Genomic DNA, 23593 nt, shown 5'->3' with positions numbered 1-23593 from the left:
AACCAGGCGGGGCGTCGGCTCCGCGTTCGGAGGGATGCTGAGGATGTCACCCGTCCAGAAATACGCGATCGGGGCCGGGGTAGCGGTCGTCCTGTCCTGGCTGATCCTGCCCGGCTGGCTGACCCTGCTGATCGTCCTGGGCGTCATCGCCGCCCCGGTCGTCGGCTACCTGATGCTCGACCCGTCACAGCGCGAGCGGCTCAAGCGCGCCCGCAGGCGCGGCATCGGCCGCTGACACGCGCCCGGAGGTTCGGCTCGAAGGTCCACCCCGCCGGCTGACAGCCGGCGGGGCGGATCCGTCGGCGACGTTCCGGGCCGGGCGGGCCCTGAGCACGACGGGCCCTGAGCAGGGCGGACCCTGAGCACGACGGACCCTGAGCAGGGCGGGTCAGGCCGGGGCCGCCGCCAGCTCGGTCTCCACGCGCCGGGTGACCTTGCGCTCGAAGACGAACGACAGCAGCGGCACGGTGCCCGCGAGCATCACACCCAGGACGTACGACCACGACCAGCGGGCCTTCATGCCCAGGTTCATCGTGGCCACCAGGTAGAGCATGTAGAGGAAGCCGTGGATCGGAGAGACGATCTTCGACGGGCCCTCGATGCCGAACCCGTACCTGAGCACGATGCACGTGACGAGGACGAGCAGCATCGTGCCGACGATGTACGCCAGGATGCGGAAGGGCTTGAGAGCGGATTCCACGGTCATCTACCTCGGTCTGGGAGTTCGGACACTAAACGATATGCGGGGTCAGACTGCGGCCGGTTCGGGTCCGGGTTCCTGTCCGGCCGTACGGCCGCGCAGCAGGTCGCGCAGGAAGTGCCACCACATGAAGACCGCGAACAGCCCGAAGATCCACCACTGGGCGGCGTAGGCGAGGTTGCGCCAGGTCAGCACGCCGCCCTCGGTCGGCGCGGGCACGCTCACCGGCTTGGCCGCGACGGCCGGGGCGGGCGACTGCGCGGTGGCCACCACGAACCCGTCACGCAGCTTCGTGCCCGGCCACAGGTTGATCAGCTCGGCCGACGAGATGGTCAGCACCTGCCCCGGCGGCAGCTGCCGGGGCCGGCGCTGCACGCTGTCGGTGGCCTCCGAGGGCTGTAGCCGCCCGGTGACGGTCACCTTGCCCGCCGGTACGGCGACGGCCGGATCGCCGGCCTTGGGCACCCAGCCGCGCACGACAGGGATCGAGGTGCCGTCGCCCAGATCCAGTGAGGTGAGCAGCCACAGGCCCGCATCCCGCTCGGCCACCAGGAGCTGCTTGGACTGCTCGAAGATCCCTTCCGCCGTCACCCGGCGGCCGACCGCCTCGCTCGTCATGTGCTTACCGGTCTGGGTGAGGGTGCCGATCGCCACCGGAGCGGGATCCAGCGCCGCGCGAGGCTTGCCCGAATCCTCGAAGACGCCGAGCTGCCACCGGCCGAGCAACCCACACACGACAAGCGCCCCGACCATGAGCAGGTGAAGCACCAGCGCACGAGGAGACAACAGGATCCGGAGCATGACACCACGCTATCCGCCCGGTTCCGCGGTCCCGCCCTCAGCATCGCACTTGACCGCACCACCGGCCTCAAACGTCACGGCCCTCAACGAAAGTGCACAAAACGGTGTCGAGGGGGCATGCCATATCGCTAGAGTCGACCCCATGTCTGATCCCCAGATTGACCCGGCCGGCAACACCCAGCAGTTCCGCGCGTTCGCGCAGCGGAAGGAGCCGGAGGCCGCAGCCCAGGGACGGTCGCCTGTCGTGCCGATCGTGGTGGTGCTCGCGGTGCTGGTCGTCGCCGCCGTGGCCGCCTACCTGCTCCTTTAGAACCGCACAACCAATCGCAGCGCCGGAGGCACCGCCCTCGGCGCTTTTCGCGTTCCCGGGAAAGGGGCATACCGACTAGTCGGTGTGAGGCGGCTCACCCCATCCCGCGTATGGACGACATGGGAATCCACTGGCTACATTGGACTCAGCGTCCAATAGTACGGCACATCCCCTTCACCGAGGCCGAGCCGTACGACCGAAGGCTCCAGGTCCGTGCCGCCACCAGGGAAGCCAGCGAGGAGACCGCATGAGCACCCGCCCGGGAATAACGATCATCGGCTCCGGTTTCGCCGGGCTGGGCATGGCGATCAAGCTGAAGGAAGCCGGCTACCACGACTTCGTGATCCTGGAGAAGGCGGCCGACCTGGGCGGCACCTGGCGGGACAACACCTATCCCGGTTGCACCTGCGACGTCCCCTCGCACATGTACTCCTTCTCCTTCGCGCTCAACCCGAACTGGTCGCGCATGTTCTCCCCCCAGGCCGAGATCTGGGACTACATGCGGGCATGCGTCGCCAGATACGGCCTGGCACCGCATTTCCGGTTCGGCAAGGAGGTCGTCGGGCTGGAGTACGACGACGCCGGCAACCACTGGCGGGTGAGCGTCGGCGACGGCGAGACGTTCACCACCAACGCGGTGGTCTCCGGCATCGGCGCGCTGCACGTGCCCTCGTTCCCCGAGATCCCGGGCCGCGAGAGCTTCCGGGGGCCCTCGTTCCACTCGGCCGAGTGGGACCACTCGGTGGACCTGACCGGCAAGCGGGTCGCGGTGATCGGCACCGGCGCCTCGGCCATCCAGTTCGTGCCGCAGATCGCCAAGCAGGTCTCCCGGCTGCACCTGTTCCAGCGGACACCCCCGTGGATCCACGGCAAACCCGACTTCCCCATCTCGCCCCGGATGAGAAAGGCGCTCGCCCTCCCCGGCGCGGCCCGGGCACTGCGCAACTCGATCTACTGGGTGCTGGAGACCCGCGCGCTCGGCTTCACCATCGACCCCCGCCTGATGAAGGCCCACAAGGCGATGGCCCTGCGCCACCTGGCCAGGCAGGTCCCCGACCCCGTGCTGCGCGCCAAGCTGACCCCGGACTACACGATCGGCTGCAAGCGCATCCTGATCTCCAACGACTACTACCCCACCCTGACCAGGGACAACGTCGAGCTGATCACCGACGGGGTGGCCGAGATCCGGGAGAACTCGATCATCGACTCCACCGGCGGGGAGACAGAGGTGGATGCGATCGTCTACGGCACCGGCTTCAAGGTCACCGACGCGCTCAACGAACAGCGGATCGTCGGCAGGAACGGCCGGAAGATCCAGGAGGCCTGGCAGGACGGCATCGAGGCCTACTACGGGATCGCCACCGCCGGGTTTCCCAACCTGTTCTTCCTGCTCGGCCCCAACACCGGGCTGGGCCACAACTCGGTCGTCTTCATGATCGAATCTCAGATCCGCTACGTGGTCGACTGCCTCCGGCTGCTGTCGAAGACCAGGGCCAGGGCCCTGGACGTCCGGCCCGAGGTCCAGCGCACGTTCAACGACCGCCTCCAGCGCCGCCTGCACGGCCTGGTCTGGAACGAGGGCGGCTGCCGAAGCTGGTACCTGGACGAGCACGGCGTCAACCGGACGGTCTGGCCGGGCTTCACCTTCGAATACTGGGCCCGCACCCGGAAGGTGAGGCCCGAGGCCTACGAGCTCATCCACTGACCGCGCCGGTCACCGGCCCCCGGGAACCCGCCGGAAACCGGTGCCGTGGGGGTGGCCCGGGTGCGAGCAGGAGAACCATCCACCTCGGGCGATCCTCCTACTCGTCACGTCCCGGGAAAGACCTACCGGTGCTCGCTCATCACCAGGGCGCTGCCACCACCTCTCCTGCCGGGCTCGGCGACGGCCTGGAGCTGCCCGCCGGGGAGGAACTCGACGGCGGTGGCCGCGCCGATCTCGGGACTCAGCGCGAAGCTGTGTCCCCGGAGCGTGAGCTCGGCGCCGTAGCGGTCCAGGAAACCCTGCTCGGCCTGAGTCTGGGCGGTGTTGCGCTGGGTGGCTCGAGGGGCGGCCAGCGCGTCCGGCAGTGGCATGCCGAGATCCCAGCGGTTGACCAGGATCTGCAGCACGGTGGTGATGATGGTGGAACCGCCCGGCGAGCCCAGCGCGAGCAGCGGCCTGCCCTCGTCCAGGACGATCGTCGGGGCCATCGAGGAGCGGGGGCGCTTGCCGGGCCCGGGGAGGTTGGGGTCACCGGGGGCGGGACCGGCGGTGAAGTCGGTCAGCTCGTTGTTGAGCAGGAAGCCCCGGCCGGGGACGACGATGCCGTTGCCGCCGGTGGACTCGATGGTGATGTTGTAGGCGACCACGTCGCCCCACCGGTCCGTCACGACCAGATGGGTGGTCTCCGGTCCCTCGGCGGCCGTCTCCGTGCTCTGCCCCCCGGGCGTGGCCTGGCACGGCTCGTAGGTCCCGTCGGGGTTGCCCGGCGCGGCCGGGTGGGCCATCGCCCGCTCGCCGATCATGCAGGCGCGCTCCTTGGCGAAGCCGTCGGACAGCAGCTCCTTCAGCGGCACACCCGGGATGTCGCCGACATACTTGTTACGGTCCGCGAAGGAGAGCCGGGAAGCCTCCAGATACTCGTGCACGCCGATCTTGGGCAGGGCTTCCAGGATGTTGAGCGCCTCACCGACCGTCGAGCCGCCCGAGGACGGGGGCGCCATGCCGTACACATCCATGCCCTTGTAGGTCATCATCGTGGGCGGCCGCTCCAGCGCCCGATAGGCCTTCAGGTCGGACAGCTCCATCAGGCCGGGCCGCACGTTGCGGGTGGACCCGGGCGTGACCGGCGGGCTCTTCACCGTGGCCACGACCTCCGAGCCGAGCTGCCCGCCGTACAGCCAGTCGCCGCCCCGCTTGCCGAGCTGACGGTAGGTGTCGGCGAGTTCGGGGTTGCGGAAGGTGGAGCCGACCGGCGGCGGGGCACCGCCCGGAAGATAGAGCTTGGCGGTGGAGGTGAAGTCCTTGAACCGGGCGACGTTGGCGGCGGTCTGGTCGTAGAAGGTCTGGTCGACCGTGAACCCCCTGGAGGCGACCTCGATCGCGGGCTTGAGCGCCTGCCGGAGAGAGATCGTGCCGAACCGGCGCAGGGCCAGCTCCCACTGCGCCACGCTCCCGGGCACCCCGGCCGACAGCCCGCTGGTGACCGCCTGGTCGAACGGGATGCCCTCCAGGGAGGTCGCGGTCATCGCCCGCGGCGCCGTCTCCCGGCCGTCGATCGTGTGGACCTTCTTGCGCCGGGCGTCGTAGTAGACGATGAACCCGCCTCCGGCCAGCCCTGCCGAGTAGGGCTCGGTCACCCCCAGCGTGGCCGCCGCCGCGACCGCGGCGTCCATCGCGTTGCCGCCCCGGCGCAGCACCTCCAGCGCGGCTTTGCTCGCGTCCAGGTCGACGGTCGCGACCGCCCCGCCGTACCCCTCGGCGACGGGTTTCTTCTCCGCCTGCTCCACCGGCGACGCCCGCTCCACCGACGACGCCGCCGCCGGGGGCGGCACGAGTAAGATCGAGCTCCCGGTCAGGATCCCGGCGAGCGGTAAGGCTAAACGACGAGTGATCATGATGGCCTCCCACAGACAGCTTGTCTCAGCTCGCCTGCCGTGTCAGCCCCCGGGCTACCACCGGCGACGTATTTCCGTCTCCGTCCGCGGGTGGACGCGCAGGTCGGCGCAGGGAACGTAGGGTGCCGGACGTGCGTGCCAAACCCCGCTGGACAGACCCGCTGCTCCCGCTGCTCCTGGGAGTCCTCCAGGTCCTGATGACCCAGCAGGCGGAGGCGAACCAGCACGACCGCGTCCCGGCGGACCTGCTCGGAAACGCGCTGCTGGTGGCCGGGCCGCTCACCCTGACCGCACGGCGCCGCCACCCCGTGCTCACCCTGGTCACCACCCTGGTCACGACCTTCGCCTTCATCCTCCGGGGCCACGCCTACGGCCCGATCTTCTTCAGCCCGGCCATCGCGCTCTACAACGCCGTCGTCCTCGGCCACCGGCGCGCCGTCTGGGCGATATCGGCCGCGACCTTCGCGTTCTTCGTCGTCTACACCACCAGGCTGGCTCCCGTACCCAGCCCCGGGCTGTGGCACACGCTCGCGATAGCGGCGGTCATGGGGGTCATCCTGGCGCTGGGCGAATTCACCCGGGCCAGGAGGGAACGGCTGGCCGAGCACGAACGGGTGGTGGTCGAGGAGGCCCGGCGGCAGACCAGCGAGGAGCGGCTGACCATGGCCCAGGAACTGCACGACGTGCTGGCGCACAACATCTCCCTCATCCACGTGCAGGCCTCCACCGCCCTGCACCTGATCGACGACCACCCCGAGCAGGCCCGCACCGCCCTCACCACGATCAAACAGGCGTCCAAGGACGTGCTGACCGAGATGCGCTCGGTGCTCAGCGTGCTGCGCGACGGCGCGCCCCGCTCCCCGGCAGCCGGTCTGGAGCGGCTGGACGACCTCATCGAGCGCAGCGGGCTCACGGTCACCAAGCAGGTCTCCGGCCGGGTCAGGCCGCTGCCGTCCGGCGTGAACCTGGCCGGATACCGCATCGTGCAGGAGGCGCTCACCAACGTCACCCGGCACGCGCCCGGGTCTGCGGTCACGACCCTGCTGGAGTACGGCCCGCGCGAGCTGACCATCCAGGTCACCGACACGGGCGGCGGCGTCCCCGGAGAGAGCCTGGGCAGCGGCAACGGCATCCCCGGCATGCGGGAGCGGGCCTCCGCCCTCGGCGGCACCCTGACCGCCCGACACCATGGACGGGGCTTCCGCGTCGAGGCGCGGCTGCCCATCCCGGAGGAGACCGCATGATCAAGATTGTTCTCGCCGACGACCAGGCGCTGGTCAGAGCGGGATTTCGGGCACTGCTCGACGCCCAGCCGGGGATGACCGTGGTGGCCGAGGCCGCCGACGGGGCGCAGGCCCTGCGGCTGGCCGCCGAGCACGAACCCGACGTCGTCCTGATGGACATCCGGATGCCGGGCATGGACGGCCTGACCGCCACCCGGGAGATGCCCCCGGGACCGAAGATCATCATCTTGACGACGTTCGAGCTCGACGAATACGTCTTCGAGGCCCTCAGGAACGGCGCCAGCGGCTTCCTGGTCAAGGACACCGAACCGGCCGAGCTGATCCAGGCCGTCCGCGTCGTCGCCGCCGGCGACGCCCTGCTCTCCCCCAGCGTGACCCGGCGCCTGATCGCCGAGTACGCCAGCCGCGCCAAGCAGCCCCACTCCTCCCGGGACCTCGCACCGCTCACCGACCGCGAACGCGAGGTCCTCGCCCTGGTCGGCACGGGCATGACCAACGACGAGATCGCCCAGAAGCTCTTCATGAGCCCCGCCACCGCGAAGACCCACGTCAGCCGCGCCATGATGAAGCTGCACGCCCGCGACCGCGCCCAGCTCGTCGTCATCGCCTACGAGTCCGGCCTGGTCCGCCCCGGCTGGGTCTAGACCCTCTTTGCGAAAACCTCGCCCTTCGATGATCCGCTTGAGATACTCGGCGTGTTCATGGGAACACGAAGGGAAACCATACTCATGGTCATGACATCACGACGGCGTCCCGCCGACCTGAGGCCCTCCCCCGAGACCGCGTCCCAGCCCCTGCCCGGCACGGCACGCGAGCTCTTCGACGCGCTCCCGCAACTGCCCGGGCTCCGCACCGAAGTCATCGACGGGAGACTGATAGTGAGCCCGGTAGGCACCCCCGAGCACGGCTGGCTGGCGATGCTCCTCGCGTACGAACTGCACGAGCTGGTCATGAAGCGCAACTGGCAGACATATGCCGGCAACGTCGACGTCTGCATCGACGGCCCCCGCGACCCCGTCGAGCCGGACTTCGTCCTGGCCCCGGCCGACTGCCCCCGGTGGGGAGATCGCGAGCTGCTGTCCTCCGGCCTGCTCATGGTCGCCGAGATCGTGTCGCCCGGCAGCGTCGTCGACGACCGCGACAGGAAACCCGACCTCTACGCCGGCGGCCTGGTTCCCGTCATGCTCCTGATCGACCCGGTCGCCACGCCCGCCATCGTGACCGTTTTCAGCGACCCGAAGGGTGGCGAGTACCAGACCGTCTCCCGCGTCGCCATGGGCAGCCCGCTCCACCTCCCCGATCCGGTCGACTTCACCCTGGACACCTCGGTCTTCGACAAGGCCCTGGGCACCCGCTAGCCGGGCCGTACGCCGCACCAAGCCTCCCGATGGGACCGTACGTCGGCTTCGTCGGCTTCGTCTGAGCGCTCCCGGAACACAAGTCGATGATTACGCTCCGCTGCCGCCCGATTACATGCCACCCTGTGCTTTGTCTCAGGGAGGAGGGTTGCATGAGGTGGTGGCCGGGTGATCCGGAGGCGGCTGCGGCGCTGGTGCCCGCCCCCCGGAGCACCGAGCGCGAGACCGGGGACGACACCGACGGCGAAGCCGCCCTGCTGCTGGCCGCGCACGGCGGCGACGCGCAGGCCGCGCACCTGCTCGGCCGTCACTTCGCGCAGCAGGGCGACCGCTCGGCGGCACGGCACTGGTGGGAGCGGGCGGCTGCCGGAGGCAACATGGACAGCGCCTACAACCTCGGCGTCTGGCATGAGAAGCACGGCAGCCTGGAAGAGGCCGTGAGGTGGTACGAACTGGCCGCGGGCACCGGCGACGCCGAGGCCGCGGTCAATCTGGCCACGCTCCTGCTTGAGCAGCTCGGCGACGTGCCCGCGGCCCGGCGGTGGTTCGAGGTGGCGGCCCAGGCGGGCTGCCGGTCCGCCGCCCGGCGGCTCGCGCTGATCTGCGAGGACGCCGGTGAGTCGAAGGCCGCCGGGGAGTGGCATCGCAGGGCGGCGATGGACGGCAACCTGACCTCCGCCTATGACCTGGGTTTCATCGCCTACGCCCTCGGCGAGGAAGACGAGACGCTGCGCTGGTGGGAGCTGGCGGCCCGGGGCGGGCACGCCGACGCGGCCTACCACCTCGGCCTGTTCCTGCGGGCCAACCAAGACCCGGAAGGCGCCGAGGCGTTCTACCGGCTGGCCGCCAAGAACGAGCATCCCGGGGCCGCGTCCCAGCTCGGCGGGATCGCGCTGTCCCGTGGCGACCTGCGCACCGCCCGCGCTTGGTTCGAGCGGGCCGCCCACACCGGGCGGATCGAAGACCAGCGCACGGCCGGGTTCGTGTGCGTGGAGCTGAGCGACTCGCGGGCGGCCAGTCACTGGTTCGGCAGGGCCGCGGCCGGGGGCGACCCGGAGGCGGCCTTCAACTTCGGGCTGCTGCTCATCGCCGAATACAACGACCTGCGGGGCGGCCAGCACTGGTTCCGCCAGGCGGCACAGGCCGGGCACCGCCGGGCGGCGGCCGAGCTGGCCTCGCTGCTGTCGGCGACCGGGTTCTCCGGCGAGGCCGAGCAGTGGCTGTCGAATCCGCCGTCCCCGATCTGGGACCGGGCCGCCGAGCCCGAGCTCATCGCCCGCGCCGAGCTGACCGCGGCCACCGTGGCCCGGCGGGGAGGAACCCCGCTGAAGGTCGGCGATCTCACCGAGATTCTCGGAACCTGGGATCTGGTCACCCGGCCGCTGCGCGACCACACCGACGTCACGGCCTGGCTGACCGAGCGGAGCGGGCTGCACCCGGGCGCGATCGAGCACCTGGCCTCGGTCCGGGCCTCGCTGTTGCGCCCCGGCAGCGCTCCCTGGCCGGCTCCCGCCGAGGTCGAGCGCGTTCTGGCCACCGCCCGCGCCCTGCGCTCAAGCTGGTCGATGTGACCGGGTCGGTCACCATGCGCACCGCGTCCGGCATAAGCGCCGTGTCCTGATACGCATCGCCTGATACGCATCGTGTCCTGATATGCGCCGTCTCCTGACAGGCATCGTGTCCTGGATACGCACCGCGCCCCACGCTCGCGGGAGCGTGGGGCGCGGGGCCGTACAAGGACCGGAACTAGGCGGCGATCACCTGGGAGACCGGCACGAAGGGCAGGTCGAGGGAGATCGCGACCTGCTCGTTGGTGAGCTGGCCCGCGTGGGTGTTGAGGCCCAGGGCGAGGGCGGGGTCCTGCTGGAGCGCGGACTTCCAGCCCAGGCCGGCCAGCTTGACCGCGTAGGGCAGCGTCGCGTTGGTCAGCGCGTAGGTGGAGGTGTTGGCCACCGAACCCGGCATGTTGGCCACGCAGTAGAAGATCGAGTTGTGGACCTGGTAGGTCGGCTCGGCGTGCGTGGTCGGGCGGGAGTCCTCGAAGCAGCCACCCTGGTCGATGGCGATGTCGACGAGCACGGAGCCCGGCTTCATGCGGGAGACCAGCTCGTTGGAGACGAGGGTCGGGGCCTTGGCGCCCGGGATCAGCACCGCGCCGATGACCAGGTCGGCCTCAAGGACCTCCTTCTCGATCGCGTAGGAGGTCGAGACGAGGGTCTTCATGCGGCCCTGGTAGATGGCGTCGATGTAGCGCAGGCGGTCGACGTTGAGGTCGAGGACCGTGACGTCCGCGCCCATGCCGACCGCGATCTGCGCCGCGTTGAGACCGGAGACGCCGGCGCCGATGACGACGACCTTGGCCGGGGCCACACCGGGCACACCACCGGGCAGCACGCCGCGGCCGCCGTTGAAGCGCATCAGGTTGTAGGCGCCGACCTGCGGGGCCAGGCGGCCCGCGACCTCGGACATCGGGGCGAGCAGCGGCAGGGTGTTGCCGACCTGGACGGTCTCGTACGCGATGCCGGTGACCTGCTGCTTGAGCAGGGCGTCGGTGCACTCGCGGCCGGCCGCGAGGTGCAGGTAGGTGAAGAGCACCTGACCGGCACGCATGCGGTGGTACTCCTCGGCGATCGGCTCCTTGACCTTGAGGATCATCTCGGCCTCGCCCCACACCTCGTCGGCGGTGTCGAGGATCTTGGCTCCGGCGAAGAGGTAGTCCTCGTCGGGGAGGTGCGAGCCGAGGCCCGCGCCGCGCTGGACGTAGACGTCATGGCCGTGACGGACCAGTTCGTGCACGCCCGCCGGGGTTGCGGCGACGCGGTACTCGTGGTTCTTGACCTCGGCGGGCACGCCGATCTTCATAAGGGTTCCTTTCAGAGTTTCAACGGGGTGTCAGAACGCAGGGTCGAACGGGTGCGATTCACGCTTCGGTGAACCGTACGACGTGGAGCACTACAGCCGGCTCCACGCCTCCGTCAACACGGAGCGGAGAATCGACTCGATCTCGTCGAACTCCTTGGGACCGCAGATGAGCGGCGGAGCGAGCTGGACCACGGGGTCGCCGCGGTCGTCGGCGCGGCAGTACAGACCCGCGTCGTAGAGCGCCTTGGACAGGAAGCCGCGGAGCAGGCGCTCGGACTCGTCCGCGTTGAAGGTCTCCTTGGTCGCCTTGTCCTTGACGAGCTCGATGCCCCAGAAGTAGCCGGAGCCGCGCACGTCGCCGACGATCGGCAGGTCGAGGAGGCGCTCAAGGGTGGAGCGGAAGACCGGCTCGTTACGAGTCACGTGGCCGAGCAGGTCCTCGCGCTCGAACAGGTCGAGGTTGGCCAGGGCGACCGCGGAGGAGACGGGGTGGCCGCCGAAGGTGTAGCCGTGGGCGAACATCTCGGTGCCGTCCTTGAACGGCTCGAAGAGGCGGTCCGAGGCGATCATGGCGCCGATCGGCGAGTAGCCGCTGGTCATGCCCTTGGCGCAGGTGATGATGTCCGGGACGTAGTCGAACTTCTGCCCGCCGAACATGGTGCCGAGGCGGCCGAAGGCGCAGATGACCTCGTCGGAGACGAGCAGGACGTCATATTCGTCGCAGATCTCGCGCAGGCGCTGGAAGTATCCGGGCGGCGGCGGGAAGCAACCACCGGCGTTCTGCACCGGCTCGACGAAGACGGCGGCCACGGTGTCCGGGCCCTCCATCTCGATGGCCCGGGCGACGCGCTCGGCGGCCCAGTGGCCGTACTGCTCCGGGGTCATGCCGGGGACGCCGGTGATCTCGTCGGCGCGGTAGTGGTTGGTGTTCGGCACCCGGACCGAACCCGGGACCAGCGGCTCGAACATCTGCTTGAAGGCCGGGATGCCGGTGATCGACAGGGCTCCCTGCGGGGTGCCGTGGTAGGCGATCTGGCGGCTGATGACCTTGTGCTTGAGCGGCTTGCCGATCAGCTTGAAGTACTGCTTGGCGAGCTTCCACGCGGTCTCGACGGCCTCACCGCCACCGGTGGTGAAGAAGACGCGGTTGAGGTCACCCGGGGTCTCTGCGGCCAGACGGTGGGCCAGCTCGACGGCCTTGGGGTGGGCGTAGGACCAGAGCGGGAAGAACGCCAGCTCCTGAGCCTGCTTGGCGGCGGCCTCGGCCAGCTCGCTGCGCCCGTGCCCCGCCTGGACCACGAACAGACCGGCGAGACCGTCGAGGTAGCGCTTGCCGTGCACGTCGTAGATGTAGGCGCCTTCGCCCCGCACGATCATCGGCACCTCGGCGCCCTTGGCGGAGCTGTGACGGCTGAAGTGCATCCACAGGTTGTCCTGAGCGGCCTGCATGAGCGAGGTCACGTCGGTGTTTTCGGGGTGGGTCATTGCTATCTTCCCTCGATGTCTGGGCTCCTCACAGTGTGCATGCCCAGATGACATCTTGCCAAGTGAAAGCGTGGCAACATAGTGCAAGAACTTCGGAATCCGCAAATACCACACGTAACAACAACGAAATCCGCGACCGAAATTCGGGCGTGTCCGGACCCTGCGTGACCTCGGGCCCCACCTGCCGGAATCATCATGTGCTGAAATCAGACGGAGGCACGGCCGTGAGCGGCCGTGATCCATTAAGACCGACCAATATCGAGATGCGGGGTAAAGTCGTGACTCCTGACGAGATCGAGGGTGCCGTCGCCGCGGGCCTGCCCCAGGCGATCGAAGACCTCAAGCGGCTCGTCGCCATCCCTTCGGTGGCTTTCCCCGGCCACCCCGAGGAACCGGTGTATGCGGCCGCCGCGGCGACCGAGGAACTGCTGCGCAGCGCCGGGCTGCCGCATGTCCGGCAGATTCCGGTGGAGGGAAGCTTCCCCGCCGTCTACGCCGAGGCTCCGGCCCCGCCCGGTGCGCCGACCGTGTTGCTCTACGCGCACTATGACGTGCAACCCGCGGGCGACCCCGCGCTGTGGCGCACCCCGGCCTTCGAGCCGACGGAGATCGACGGCGCCATCTACGGCCGCGGCGCCGCCGACGACAAGTCCGGCGTCATCTCCCACGTCGCCGCGCTGCGCGCCTTCCAGGGGCGTTTCCCGGTGGGCGTCAAGGTGATCATCGAGGGCCAGGAGGAATACGCCGGGGAGCGCCTGGAGGCCTTCGTCGAGCGCAACCCCGAGCTGTTCCGCGCCGACGCGATCGTCGTCGCCGACACCGGCAACCCGAGCGTGGGCGACCCGGCGGTGACGACCTCGCTGCGCGGCATGGGCGGGTTCACCATCGAGGTGCGCACCCTGAAGGACTCGGTGCACAGCGGCTCGTTCGGCGGCGCCGCCCCGGACGCCCTCGCGGCGCTGATCCGGATGCTGGCCGCCCTGCACGACGACCACGGGGACATCCGCGTCCCCGGCCTGCCGCGCGGCTCCTTCCTCGGCTCCGGCCCCACGGAGGAGGAGTTCCGGGCCACCGCGGGCGTGCTCGACGAGGCCTCCCTGGTCGGATCGGGCACGCTGGCCGACCGGCTGTGGGCCTCCTACGCCATCACGGTCACCGGCCTCGACGTGCCGACCGTCTCCGGTGCCATCAACGCGGTCCAGGCGGTCGCGCGAGCCCGGGTGACCGTGCGCGTTCCTCCGGCGGGCGACCCGAAGACGACCGTGGACGCCGTGGTGGACTTCCTCAAGCAGGTCGCCCCCTGGGGCGTCCGGGTGGACGTCACCGACTACGTGCTGGGCTCCGGCTACCAGGCGGACTCCGGCGGTACGGCCCGCGCCGCGCTGAACAAGGCGATGGAGCACGCCTTCGGCCGCCCGCCGCGCGACATCGGCGCCGGCGGCTCGATCCCGCTGGTCTCCACGCTCGTCAAGCAGTTCCCGGCCGCCTCGATCCTCCTCTTCGGCGCCGAGGACGAGGGCGCCTCGATCCACGCGCCCAACGAGCGGATCAACCTGGAGGAGCTGCGCCGCACGGTCCTGGCGGAGGCACTCTTCCTCCAGGAGTACGGCTCCACGACCGTCTGAGCAGGAGTACGGCTCCACAACGGGCCAAAGGGGAAAACGGCGGCAAGCCCACTCACCATCCGGGTGGGCTTGCCGCCCACCGCCCGCCGCCCCATGCTCACGGTCCTCGCCATCAGCGCGCTACGCGCGATCCACGCTCGGGCAGCGTCCCCCAGGGGGCTGTCGCCCCCTTCGACCCCCGAACGAGGGGCTGCGCCCCTCGCGCTCCCCGCTGCGCCAACAACACGCCACATCCCGCCGACGACCACCACGAGAACGCCCGGATGCAATGTTCCCGGGCACAAACTCATCATCTGCGAACAGCCGTACCGTCACCGCAACAAAAATCGTTACTGCGGCCTCGGCGGCGCCAACGTCAAGCTAGGACCCGTCCGAACGGTCCTGCCCGACGGGTCTGACACGAGGCTACTCTCAGCGCTCGCCAATCTGTACAGACTTCTATATAGTTCTGTGTATGACTGTTCTCCATGACGCGACCGAACTCACGGTCACCGAGGCCGCGCAGCGCGGGGTGGCCCGGCTGGTGGCGGATGCGGAGCAGGGAACCGACCTAGTGGTGACCCGCCGACATCAGCCGGTCGCCGCCGTTGTGAGCATCCGGCGCCTCAGCGAGCTGGAGGAGGCCGCGGCGGATCTGCGCGATCTGGCGCTGGTTCTCGTGCGGGCGGCCACGGACACCGGGCGGCGGACATCGATCGACGACGTGCTTTCCGCCTTCGGGCACACCCGGGAGTCGCTGGCCGCGCTTCCGGACGAGGACGAATAACGGTGTCCGACGTCGTATTCACCGATCCAGCCATCGACGATCTCCGCAGGATCGGACCGGACGCCGTACCCAAGATCCTCAAAAAGATCCTTCTGCTCCTGGAGAACCCCGAGGCCGGTTACCCGCTGGGCGGAGAACTGACCGGATTTCGCAAGCTCGTCGTGGGCCGGAACACCTGGCGGGTCGTCTACCGGATCACTGAGGACAAGGCGATTGAGATCTGCGAGATCTGGGCCGTCGGGGAGAGGGCCGACGCCGAGGTCTACGCCGAAGCCAAGGCGCGGGTCCGGGAAGCGGGTGGTTCACGTCCCGAGGTCGTCCGTCTCGGCGAGGTCATCGACCGCCTCGGAGCCCTGACCGATCACATCCATGTCGACGAGCCGCCTGCGTGGGAGCCGGTTCCCGACTGGCTCGCCGACCGTTTGATCTACACGGCGGGCATGACCCGCGAGGAGGTGGCGGCACTCGATCTGGAGAAGGCCGTCGACCTTTGGGCGGAGTTCTGTTCGAACCCGCGTTAGCCCGCGCCCGTTGCCCAGAAGCCGGAACGCACGCCTCGGAACCAGCCGACGTGGGCTGCTGCGGCCTCGGTGGCACCGGGGTCGCGTGTCCGGTCAGCGACCCCGCCCGCTCACTTGTTGATCGTGTTGAACGTCGCCAGCGCCACGATCACCGCGTCGGCCGGAGGTAGCCCTTTCGGGTTCGTCCGGCATCCGGTAGGCACTGCGGATCCGGTCGCCGGTTTGCCGTGCCGACTCAGGAGCGTCAGCGAAGCGTGTGCTCATCGGGGTGGTGACTACGTGAACCCGCCATCCGGCTTCCTGCACGAGCAGCACGAGGCGGTGAATGTCGGCAGCCAGAGGCTCGGAGTGCTTCGGCCGGCCGCCGGGGATCGAGAGCCTCGACAAGCCGCCACCCCGTTCGGCCAGCACGATACTAAAACGTACGTAATTAAAACGGACGTATCTAGAACGAGTGATAACCGGCGATCTTTCCGCTACCGTGACATCCCAGTCAAGGCCGAGGCGACCGACAAGCACCCGGCCCAGGTCGAGGTCTACTACGAGGAGATCGTTGTCGGCTTCTGGACCAAGGTCGCGTTCTCCGGCGCCGTTCCACAGAAGCGGGTCAACGAGCTTCTGGAGCGGGTCATCAAGCTTCAGGACGCCGTGAAGTTCGCCCGCGAGGAGGCGAACGGCATCGAGGTCACCGACCAGAGCATCGGCGAGAAGGTGTTCGGCTACCTGCTGAGGTAGCCGCCGAAGCCTCCCCCGAATCATCAGTCCAACCGCATTCGACCACCGTACGGCTGACGCTCAGCACGCAGGCATGAGCCACGGGTAACCCCTACTCACTCTCGATCGGAACCAGACCCACCTGGAGCGGGCCGCCTGACTCGACCTTGATGCCGTTCGCGTCCCGGCCTGCCGGGAGGCCTGGTTGAACGGTTCCATAGCGGGAAGCAGGCCCCACCGGTCGCCGGTGGGGTTTTTGCGCGTGATATTTTTGTACTGACCGGTCAGTTCAAAGATAGTGAGGGTGCGGTGTTCCACGGGGTCGCGGTGCACGCGGTGGGTCTGTCCCTGAAAGGCGCGCACGGGTGGGTCTACCGCGACGTCGGCGTCGATGCCGGGCCGGGCAGCCTCACGGCCGTCACCGGACAGGCCGGCAGCGGGCGGACGAGCTTGCTCCTGACCCTGGCGGGACGGATGAAACCCACCGAGGGCACGCTCACCGTCGCGGGGCGGTCCAAGCCCAGGGCGATCGGCCGGGTCGCCGCGCTCGGCCTCGTCGACGGGGTGAACGACCTGGAGAAGGCGCTGTCGGTCCGCGAGCACCTGCACGAGCGCGCCCGGGGCTTTTTCTGGGGTAAGCGGCAGGCCGCGCAGGCCCAGAACGCTCTGGTCCTGGCGGGGCTGGACATGTCTTCCGACGACCGGGCCCTGATCCGCGACCTCAGCCGGGAGCAGCAGGTGCGGCTCGGAATCGCGCTCGCGCTGCTCGACGAACCCGGGCTGCTGGTCCTCGACAACGTGGACATCGGCCTCGCCCAGGACCGGCAGGACGAACTCTGGGCGACTCTGGAGGACCTGGCGGGCCGAGGCCTGACCATCATCGCGTCGTGCACCGAAAGCGAGCTGGCGACGGCGGTGCGTCTGTCGTCGGCGGAGCCGGTGGTGGAACCGGCGGAAGCGGCGGAACCGGTGGGACTGATGGAGCTGATGGAACCAGTGGGATCGGCCGAACTCGCCGAACCCGCCGAACCCGCCGAGCAGGTCGACGAGGTCGAGGAAGCCGTGGTGTCGCAGGCCGTACCAGACCCGGCGGAAACGGCCCCGGCAGAAACGGCCCCGGAGGAAACGGACCCGGCGAAAACGGCCCTGGAGGAAACTCCGCAGGCCGTACCGGACGAGAGCGAAACAGAAGGCTCGGCCGGACCGCGCCGCGAGGAACCCGAAACGCACGCCGTACTGGCCGAAGGGAAGGACCGATGAGATCGCTGCGGTTGGGGCGGCTGGAGCTGCGGAGGTTCACGCGGTCGCGGCTGACGCGGGCGGCGCTCGCGGGAGTGGTGATGCTGCCGCTGCTGTACGCCGGGCTGTACCTGTGGTCGTTCTGGGACCCGCAGGGAAACCTTGAGAACATCCCGGTGGCTCTGGTCGTGGAGGACAGGCCCGCGACCGTCGACGGCAAGACGGTCGACGCGGGCCGGGAGCTGGCGGAGGAACTGCGTGACCGTAAGGTCCTCGGCTGGCACACGGTCGACGCGCGGCAGGCCGCCGACGGCGTGAACGACGGCAGCTTCTACCTGTCCCTGACCATTCCCGCCGATTTCAGCGCCCGGCTCGCCTCTCCTTCCAGGGACGGCATGCCGACCCCCGCCGAGCTCGGCGTGCGGGTGGACACCGGACGCAGCTACATCATGGGCACGATCTCCGACGCGGTGTTCACCGAGGTCAAGGACGCGGCGAGCCGTACCGCGCTGAAGGACTACTGGAACAACGTCTTCGTGTCCTTCGGCGAGCTCCACGACGCCACCGCCAAGGCCGCGGACGGTGCGGACAAGCTCCACGACGGCAACCTGAAGGCCCAGAACAGCACCGGCAAGCTGGGCGACGGCGCGACCACCCTCAGCACCGGCCTCGGCCAGGCCAAGAACGGCACCCATCAGCTCGCCGTGGGCCTGGGCAGCGCCAACACCGCGACCGGCAGGCTGGCGGCGGGGGCGGACAAGCTGGTCGCCGGAACAGGCAAGCTGGGCGAGGCCAACGCGAAGCTCACACGGGGGCTGGGCGAGGCGGAAAGCGGTTCGCGGAAGCTGGGCCAGGGGTTGGCCAAGCTCTCCCAGGGCGCCAAGCAGGTCGCCGACGGCAACGCGCAGGCGTACGAGCAGGTCCACGCGCAGGTGCCGATGATCAACAAGGTGGCCGACGAGGTCGTCCCGGTGCTGGAGGAGAACGGCTCGCGGATCCAGACGCTCGCGCAGGCCGTCGAGCGGGGCGCCGACCGGGTCGCCGACGGTGCGGGAGCGCTGCCCGCCGGGGTCAAGCAGGGCGCGGAGCAGGCGCGGCAGCAGGCGGAGAGGCTCCAAGGCTGGCTGGACTCCAACCCCGAGGCGGACCCGCAGTTGCGTGCCATCGCCGAACGACTCGCCCAGTCCACCCGGGGGGTGGCCGACGGGCTGGAGGGTTCCCTGAACGGTGGCGGCGGCTCGGCCGTGGCCCAGCTCCAGCAGGACGCCCGGAGGCTCTCCGAGATCGCGGGTCGCACCGCGGAGATCGCCCCGACCGCGGGCAAGCGGCTCGACCAGGCCAGGGACAAGATCAACCAGCTCGACGAGGGCCTCGGCAAGCTGGCCGACGGCTCGGCCAAGCTCCACGAGGGTCTCGGCACCGCCGCGACCGCCAGCGGCAAGCTCACCGACGGCGTCTCCAAGCTCGGCGACGGCTCCGCCAAGATCGGAACGGCGATCGGCCAGGTCGGGAACGGCGTGGGGCAGCTCGGCAACGGGCTGAACCGGCTCAACGGCGGAATCGTCAAGCTGAGCGACGGCGCGGCCAAGGTGGACACCGGGGTCGGCAGGCTGCACGACGGGGCCGGGAAGCTGGACAACGGTCTCGACCGGCTCGAAGAGGGGCTCGGCAAGCTGAGTGACGGGTCCGGGAAGCTGAGCGACAAGCTCGGCGACGGAGCCGAGCAGATCCCGGACTACGGCAAGAGCGAGCGCACCGACCGCAGCGACATGATGAGCGAGCCGGTCAAGCTGGCCAACCAGGTCGTCAACGAGGTGCCCAACTACGGCACCGGGTTCGCACCGTTCTTCGTCCCGCTGGCCCTGTGGGTCGGCGCGATGGTGAGCTACATGGTGCTGCGCCCGCTCAACCCCCGCCTCCTCGCCGGTACGGCTTCCGCCTGGCGGATCGCGATGGCCGGCTGGCTGCCGGGACTCGTCCTGGGCTCCGCGCAGGTGGGCGTGCTGCTGGCGGTGATCAGGTTCGGGCTCGGCATGGAGGCCGCGCACTGGGCCGGGGTGGTCGGGGTCCTGCTGCTCACCGCGGCGGCCTTCCTGGCGATCGTGCAGGCGGTCAACGCCCTGCTCGGCGCGCCGGGGCGGGTCGCGGTGCTGGCCCTGCTGATGCTCCAGCTCACCTCGGCCGCCGGGACCTACCCGATCGAGACCTCGCCCGGCTTCTTCCAGACGATCTCACCGTGGCTTCCGATGAGCTGGGTGGTCAGCGCGCTGCGGCGCCTGATCAGCGGCGGCGACCTCACCGTGGTCTGGCAGGCCTGCGGAGTGCTGGCCCTGTTCGTCGTGCTGGGCCTGAGCCTGAGCGTCTACGCCGTGCACAAGGGACGCACCTGGTCGATGCGCCGCCTGCACCCCGAACTGGCGCTCTGACCATGATTTCCCCGGCTACGGTTTCCTCCATGACGGAACGGCGGACCGGGTCCGAGGGCACGAGCGTGCACGTGGAGCGAGAGCGACGAGGACCCGCGATGGGCGAGACGGCGAAAAAGGGAGACGGCCGCCGGGCCGAGACGAGGCTCAAACTGTTCACCGCGGCGGTGGAGGTGATCGCGGAGCAGGGCTACACCGCGGCCACCGTGGACGCGATCGCCGAACGGGCCGGGGTGGCCAAGGGCACGGTGTTCTACAACTTCGGCAGCAAGGAAGCCCTGTTCGCGGCGCTGCTGGAGCACGGGATCCAGCGGCTGGCCGAGGCGCTGGGCGACGCCGACGCCGGGCAGCCCGCGCTGGACGCCCTCGACGCGGTGGTCATGGCGCAGCTGCGCTTCTTCGAGGAGTACGGCGCGTTCGCCCGGGTCCTGCTCGCCGAGATGTGGCGTACGGCCTGGCAGGACGCGGTGGCCAGGCTGCGCGAGCAGGCGCTGGGGGTCTACGCGGGCGTGCTGCGCCGGGCGGTGGCCGAGGGAAGGATCCGGGAGGACCTGGATGTGGAGACCGCGGCGACCGCCGTGTTCGGCATGGTGCTGACCGTCTCGATCGAGCGCCGGGCGCTGCATCCGGACCGCCCGATCGAGCAGCTCCACGCCACTCTGGTCGATCTCCTGCACAGGCGGGTGTCCGGCTGAGTCCTGCCTTCCCGCGGTCCGCGGAGGAGGTCACCCCCATCCCACCACGGCATGCACCACCACATCGGCCACCGCCCGCCAGGCGGTGGCCGATGTTGTTTGACGACAGGTATTTCACCTGTCAGACTTATGTTACAGGTGGAAGGTCGATGGATTATGGATGGGATTCTGACCAGTGAGAAGCTGCTGGCGCTGCTCGCCGCCATCGGCCATCCGCTGCGACTGCAGATCATCGCCGAGCTGGCCGGCGGCCGGGTGCACGTCAGCGAGATGGCCCGACGGCTCGGCATATCCCGTCCGCTGCTCTACATGCACCTTGAGCGGATGGAGAAAGCCGGCCTGGTAGCCGGCGTTCTGGAGCTGTCGGCGGACGGCAAGGCAATGAAGTATTTCGAGCTGGTGCCGTTCGACGTGCGCCTGACAGTGGACACGGTCCTCGGTGCACTGCGAGCGGACGAACAGGAAGGTCCCGACGACGTGCAGGAGACTCAGAGTTGAAGGAAGTCCTTCTCCCCCTCGGGATCATCTTGATCCTCACCGCCGGTGTCACGGTGGGCTTCATCTCCTGTTTCCGGCTTCACCGGGCGGCGATGTCGGAGTATCGGGAGGCCACCGAGCGGACGGCACGGAACCAGGAGCAGCTCAACACCCAGCTGACCGACCTGACGGCACGGGTCACCGCCATCGAGCAGATCCTGCGGAGCGTCGGATGAGTTCTCGCGTCTCGTGACGCGACCACACCGCCTCAAGCGGTGACAGGCCCGGGGCGGCGAGCGGCAACTCGCCACCCCGGGAGACGGAAGTCGCGCGACCACGCCGCAATCGGCGTGCCTTCGAACGCACGACCCCAAGGAAAGGAGAGCAGTTCATGCTGCTCGAATGCAAATCCTCCACCCGGCGTGCCCGGCCGATTCCCACGGCCCCCTCGCCGGTCGGCGGCCGGGCCCGCCCTGACGTGTCCGCCGGGGTGGCCCAATGATCACACCGGTCGCCAAACGCCCTCTGACCGTACGGATCGCGGGCTGGAGTGCCGCCCATCCATGGCGGGCGATCATCGGATGGTTCTTGTTCGTCGCCCTGTGCCTCGGCACCGGCATAGCGGCCGGCACCAACAGCGCCACGACCGAGGACTACCGGGTCGGTGAGGCGGGCCGTGCCGAGGCGATCGCGGCCGGCGGAGGCCTGCAGCGCCGGCCCGTGGAACAGGTCATGATCCACGCCAGGTCCGGACCGCTGGACCCGGCCGCTGCCGGCATCGCCGCGAAGGACGTCACCGCCCGGATGAAGAGGCTGCCCGAGGTCGACGGCGTCGCCGCCCCGGTCCGCTCGGACGACGGCACGATGGTCCTGGTGACAGTGACCATGAAGGGCTCCGAGCTTGAGGGCAAGCGCAACGTCGGCCCGCTGCTCGAACAGACCGCCCAGGTGCAGAGAGCCCATCCGGATCTGGTCGTGGAGGAGACCGGCAGCCCCTCCATCGGCAAGGGCGTCGACAAGCAGCGCGGCGACGACCTCGCCCTCTCCGAGGCGATCGCGCTGCCGGTCACGCTCGTCACCCTGCTGCTCGTCTTCGGTTCGGTGCTCATGGCCGGCGTGCCGCTGCTGCTGGCGCTGTCTTCGATCGCCGCGGCCATGGGGCTGTCGATGGTCGTCTCGCACGTCCTCCCGGACGCCGGTGTCGGCAACAACGTCATCCTGCTGATCGGCATGGCGGTCGGCGTCGACTACACGCTCTTCTACCTCAAGCGCGAGCGGGAGGAACGGGCCCGCTCCGGCGGCCGGCTCAGCTCGGAGGCCGTGGTGGAGGTCGTCGCGGCGACCTCGGGCCGGGCGGTCGTGGTCTCCGGCCTCGCGGTGATCGTCTCCACCGCCACCCTGTACCTGGCCGCGGACGTCATCTTCTCCTCGCTGGCCACCGGCACCATCGTCGTCGTGCTGGTCGCCATGGCCAGCTCGCTGACCGTGCTGCCGGCCCTGCTGGTCACGATCGACCGCAGGACCCGGCGCCGTGAGGCTCGCCGGACCGCCCGGGCGGCGAAGCGGGGCAGACCGCGTGAGCCGAAGAGAGAAAAAGCCGAGATCGGCCGGATGTGGAGCGCCCTGCTACGGCCCGCGAGCAAGCACCCGGGGATCACGCTGTGCGTGTCCGTCCTCGTCATGGCCGCCATGGCGTTCCCCGCGCTGGGCATGCAGCTGAGAGTGCTGAACAAGGACAGCCACTCGCGCGAGATCCCGGCGCTGCAGAGCTACGACCGGCTGACCGGCGCCTTCCCCGAGTTGCGGGCCCAGCACCAGGTCGTCGTGAGCGCCGATCCGTCCCGCGCGCGCGAGGTGACCGGGGCGCTTCGGGCTCTCGGCCGGCGCGCCCAGGCCGATCCGCTGTTCGCCGGGAACGTGAAGCCGGAACTGTGGACTTCGGCCGACGGCCGGGTCAGCCTGCTTGAGCTGCCCGTTCCGTTCAAGCTGAGCTCCGGCGAGGCGTTGGAATCCCTGACGCACCTCAGGGAGGACTACCTGCCCGCCACGGTCGGCAAGCTGCCGGGGGTCGAGGCGGCGGTCACCGGGGACATCCCTCGCGACGTCGACTACCTCGCCAACCAGAACGAGAAGCTGCCGCTGGTCGTGGGGTTCCTGCTGCTGCTGACCTTCGTCATGACGGTGGTCGTGTTCCGCTCGGTGGTCCTCGGGCTGGTCGGGACCGTGCTCAACCTGCTGTCGGCGGTGGCCGCGCTCGGCCTGCTGGTCGTGTTCTTCCAGCACGGCCTGGCGACGACCCTGTTCGGCTTCGACCCCGGCGCCACCGGCGCGATCGGCTCCCGGGTGCCGTTGTTCCTCTTCGTGATCCTCTTCGGGTTGTCGATGGACTACCAGGTGTTCGTGGTCAGCCGGATCAGGGAGGCCGCGCTGCGCGGTGTGCCCACCCGCCAGGCGGTGCTGGACGGCATCGGCAGGTCGGCCGGCGTGGTGACCAGTGCCGCGATCGTGATGGTCACGGTGTTCGCCAGTTTCGTCTTCCTCCACCTGGCCGAGATGAAGCAGATCGGCTTCAGCCTCGCGGTCGCCGTGCTGCTGGACGCCTTCGTCATCCGGGTCATGATCCTGCCGTCGATCCTGACGCTGCTCGGCCGGGCGAGCTGGTGGCCGTCACGGACGATGCGGCGCATGCAGTCCACGCCGGGGCGGCAGGAGCCGGCACAGGTCCCGATGACGCTCTAGCCGCATCAGCGGCGGGCGATCCGGGAAACGG

The 23593-nt window shown here is 69.6% G+C and carries 23 protein-coding genes; 18 read left to right on the top strand and 5 right to left on the bottom strand.

Going from position 1 to position 23593, the window contains the following annotated elements:
* The first annotated feature begins 43 nt into the window (after positions 1–43).
* Positions 44–235, top strand: coding sequence for a hypothetical protein (locus ACFY2X_RS26050; RefSeq protein WP_389942291.1), 192 nt, complete (start codon positions 44–46; stop codon positions 233–235).
* Positions 236–388: 153 nt separating this feature from the next.
* Here ACFY2X_RS26050 and ACFY2X_RS26045 read toward each other — a convergent pair whose 3' ends face one another.
* Both ACFY2X_RS26045 and ACFY2X_RS26040 read right to left on the bottom strand, forming a co-directional pair.
* Positions 389–706 (bottom strand): DUF3817 domain-containing protein, encoded by a 318-nt coding sequence (locus tag ACFY2X_RS26045; RefSeq protein WP_389942288.1) that lies wholly within the window; start codon positions 704–706, stop codon positions 389–391.
* Between the two features lie 42 nt (positions 707–748).
* Entirely contained in the window at positions 749–1501 is a 753-nt protein-coding gene (locus ACFY2X_RS26040) for an SURF1 family protein (protein WP_389942285.1), read from the bottom strand.
* Between the two features lie 142 nt (positions 1502–1643).
* Here ACFY2X_RS26040 and ACFY2X_RS26035 point away from each other — a divergent pair, with 142 nt between their 5' ends.
* The 3 genes from ACFY2X_RS26035 to ACFY2X_RS26025 all read left to right on the top strand — a co-directional run bounded on the left by ACFY2X_RS26035 (position 1644) and on the right by ACFY2X_RS26025 (position 3516).
* Positions 1644–1811 carry a hypothetical protein gene (locus tag ACFY2X_RS26035; RefSeq protein WP_389942282.1) on the top strand — a complete coding sequence of 56 codons (168 nt, stop codon included), beginning with the start codon at positions 1644–1646 and terminating at the stop codon, positions 1809–1811.
* Between the two features lie 110 nt (positions 1812–1921).
* The gene (locus ACFY2X_RS26030) at positions 1922–2062 is read left to right on the top strand and encodes a hypothetical protein (RefSeq protein WP_389942279.1); all 141 of its coding nucleotides are present in this window, start codon (positions 1922–1924) and stop codon (positions 2060–2062) included.
* On the top strand, positions 2059–3516 hold the full coding sequence (locus ACFY2X_RS26025; RefSeq protein ID WP_389942276.1) for a flavin-containing monooxygenase: 1458 nt from the start codon (positions 2059–2061) through the stop codon (positions 3514–3516). Before ACFY2X_RS26030 ends, ACFY2X_RS26025 begins: the two co-directional genes overlap by 4 nt.
* A gap of 122 nt (positions 3517–3638) precedes the next feature.
* Here ACFY2X_RS26025 and ggt read toward each other — a convergent pair whose 3' ends face one another.
* The gene (ggt, locus tag ACFY2X_RS26020; protein ID WP_389942273.1) at positions 3639–5411 is read right to left on the bottom strand and encodes a gamma-glutamyltransferase; all 1773 of its coding nucleotides are present in this window, start codon (positions 5409–5411) and stop codon (positions 3639–3641) included.
* Between the two features lie 131 nt (positions 5412–5542).
* On the opposite strand from ggt, the gene ACFY2X_RS26015 reads away from it, so the two are divergent.
* The 4 genes from ACFY2X_RS26015 to ACFY2X_RS26000 all read left to right on the top strand — a co-directional run bounded on the left by ACFY2X_RS26015 (position 5543) and on the right by ACFY2X_RS26000 (position 9584).
* On the top strand, positions 5543–6655 hold the full coding sequence (locus ACFY2X_RS26015) for a sensor histidine kinase (RefSeq protein ID WP_389942270.1): 1113 nt from the start codon (positions 5543–5545) through the stop codon (positions 6653–6655).
* The gene (locus ACFY2X_RS26010) at positions 6652–7299 is read left to right on the top strand and encodes a response regulator (RefSeq protein WP_389942266.1); all 648 of its coding nucleotides are present in this window, start codon (positions 6652–6654) and stop codon (positions 7297–7299) included. Before ACFY2X_RS26015 ends, ACFY2X_RS26010 begins: the two co-directional genes overlap by 4 nt.
* 90 nt (positions 7300–7389) lie before the next feature.
* Positions 7390–8013 (top strand): Uma2 family endonuclease, encoded by a 624-nt coding sequence (locus ACFY2X_RS26005; protein ID WP_389942263.1) that lies wholly within the window; start codon positions 7390–7392, stop codon positions 8011–8013.
* A gap of 152 nt (positions 8014–8165) precedes the next feature.
* Complete coding sequence (locus ACFY2X_RS26000) at positions 8166–9584, top strand: tetratricopeptide repeat protein (protein WP_389942260.1); 1419 nt, start codon at positions 8166–8168, stop codon at positions 9582–9584.
* A 175-nt stretch (positions 9585–9759) separates the two neighbouring features.
* On the opposite strand, the gene ald is transcribed toward ACFY2X_RS26000, so the two are convergent.
* Together ald and ACFY2X_RS25990 are read right to left on the bottom strand one after the other, a co-directional pair.
* The gene (gene ald, locus ACFY2X_RS25995) at positions 9760–10875 is read right to left on the bottom strand and encodes an alanine dehydrogenase (protein WP_389942257.1); all 1116 of its coding nucleotides are present in this window, start codon (positions 10873–10875) and stop codon (positions 9760–9762) included.
* Between the two features lie 90 nt (positions 10876–10965).
* On the bottom strand, positions 10966–12360 hold the full coding sequence (locus tag ACFY2X_RS25990; protein ID WP_389942254.1) for an aspartate aminotransferase family protein: 1395 nt from the start codon (positions 12358–12360) through the stop codon (positions 10966–10968).
* Positions 12361–12638: 278 nt separating this feature from the next.
* Between ACFY2X_RS25990 and ACFY2X_RS25985 the strand changes: the two genes are divergently transcribed.
* The 10 genes from ACFY2X_RS25985 to ACFY2X_RS25940 all read left to right on the top strand — a co-directional run bounded on the left by ACFY2X_RS25985 (position 12639) and on the right by ACFY2X_RS25940 (position 23562).
* Positions 12639–13985, top strand: coding sequence for a M20/M25/M40 family metallo-hydrolase (locus ACFY2X_RS25985; RefSeq protein WP_389942251.1), 1347 nt, complete (start codon positions 12639–12641; stop codon positions 13983–13985).
* Between the two features lie 454 nt (positions 13986–14439).
* Entirely contained in the window at positions 14440–14751 is a 312-nt protein-coding gene (locus ACFY2X_RS25980; protein WP_389942249.1) for a type II toxin-antitoxin system prevent-host-death family antitoxin, read from the top strand.
* 2 nt (positions 14752–14753) lie between these two features.
* Complete coding sequence (locus tag ACFY2X_RS25975; RefSeq protein ID WP_389942247.1) at positions 14754–15272, top strand: type II toxin-antitoxin system RelE/ParE family toxin; 519 nt, start codon at positions 14754–14756, stop codon at positions 15270–15272.
* Between the two features lie 279 nt (positions 15273–15551).
* Entirely contained in the window at positions 15552–16007 is a 456-nt protein-coding gene (locus tag ACFY2X_RS25970) for a hypothetical protein (RefSeq protein ID WP_389942244.1), read from the top strand.
* A gap of 288 nt (positions 16008–16295) precedes the next feature.
* Complete coding sequence (locus ACFY2X_RS25965; protein WP_389942241.1) at positions 16296–17246, top strand: ATP-binding cassette domain-containing protein; 951 nt, start codon at positions 16296–16298, stop codon at positions 17244–17246.
* Complete coding sequence (locus ACFY2X_RS25960; protein ID WP_389942238.1) at positions 17243–19651, top strand: YhgE/Pip family protein; 2409 nt, start codon at positions 17243–17245, stop codon at positions 19649–19651. Before ACFY2X_RS25965 ends, ACFY2X_RS25960 begins: the two co-directional genes overlap by 4 nt.
* 29 nt (positions 19652–19680) lie before the next feature.
* Positions 19681–20346 (top strand): TetR/AcrR family transcriptional regulator, encoded by a 666-nt coding sequence (locus ACFY2X_RS25955; RefSeq protein ID WP_389942235.1) that lies wholly within the window; start codon positions 19681–19683, stop codon positions 20344–20346.
* A 156-nt stretch (positions 20347–20502) separates the two neighbouring features.
* Positions 20503–20844: an ArsR/SmtB family transcription factor gene (locus ACFY2X_RS25950; RefSeq protein WP_389942232.1), complete on the top strand. Its 342-nt coding sequence runs from the start codon at positions 20503–20505 to the stop codon at positions 20842–20844.
* On the top strand, positions 20841–21059 hold the full coding sequence (locus tag ACFY2X_RS25945; RefSeq protein WP_389942229.1) for a hypothetical protein: 219 nt from the start codon (positions 20841–20843) through the stop codon (positions 21057–21059). Before ACFY2X_RS25950 ends, ACFY2X_RS25945 begins: the two co-directional genes overlap by 4 nt.
* Before the next feature lie 262 nt (positions 21060–21321).
* A complete protein-coding gene (locus tag ACFY2X_RS25940; protein ID WP_389942226.1) occupies positions 21322–23562 on the top strand; it encodes an MMPL family transporter in 2241 nt (746 codons plus the stop codon).
* Positions 23563–23593: the final 31 nt, after the last annotated feature.

The sequence above is a fragment of the Streptosporangium sp. NPDC000396 genome (assembly GCF_042898655.1).
GTDB lineage: Bacteria > Actinomycetota > Actinomycetes > Streptosporangiales > Streptosporangiaceae > Streptosporangium.
Note: the sequence above shows the minus strand (reverse complement) of the source record. Positions and strands in the feature narration are given on the sequence as shown.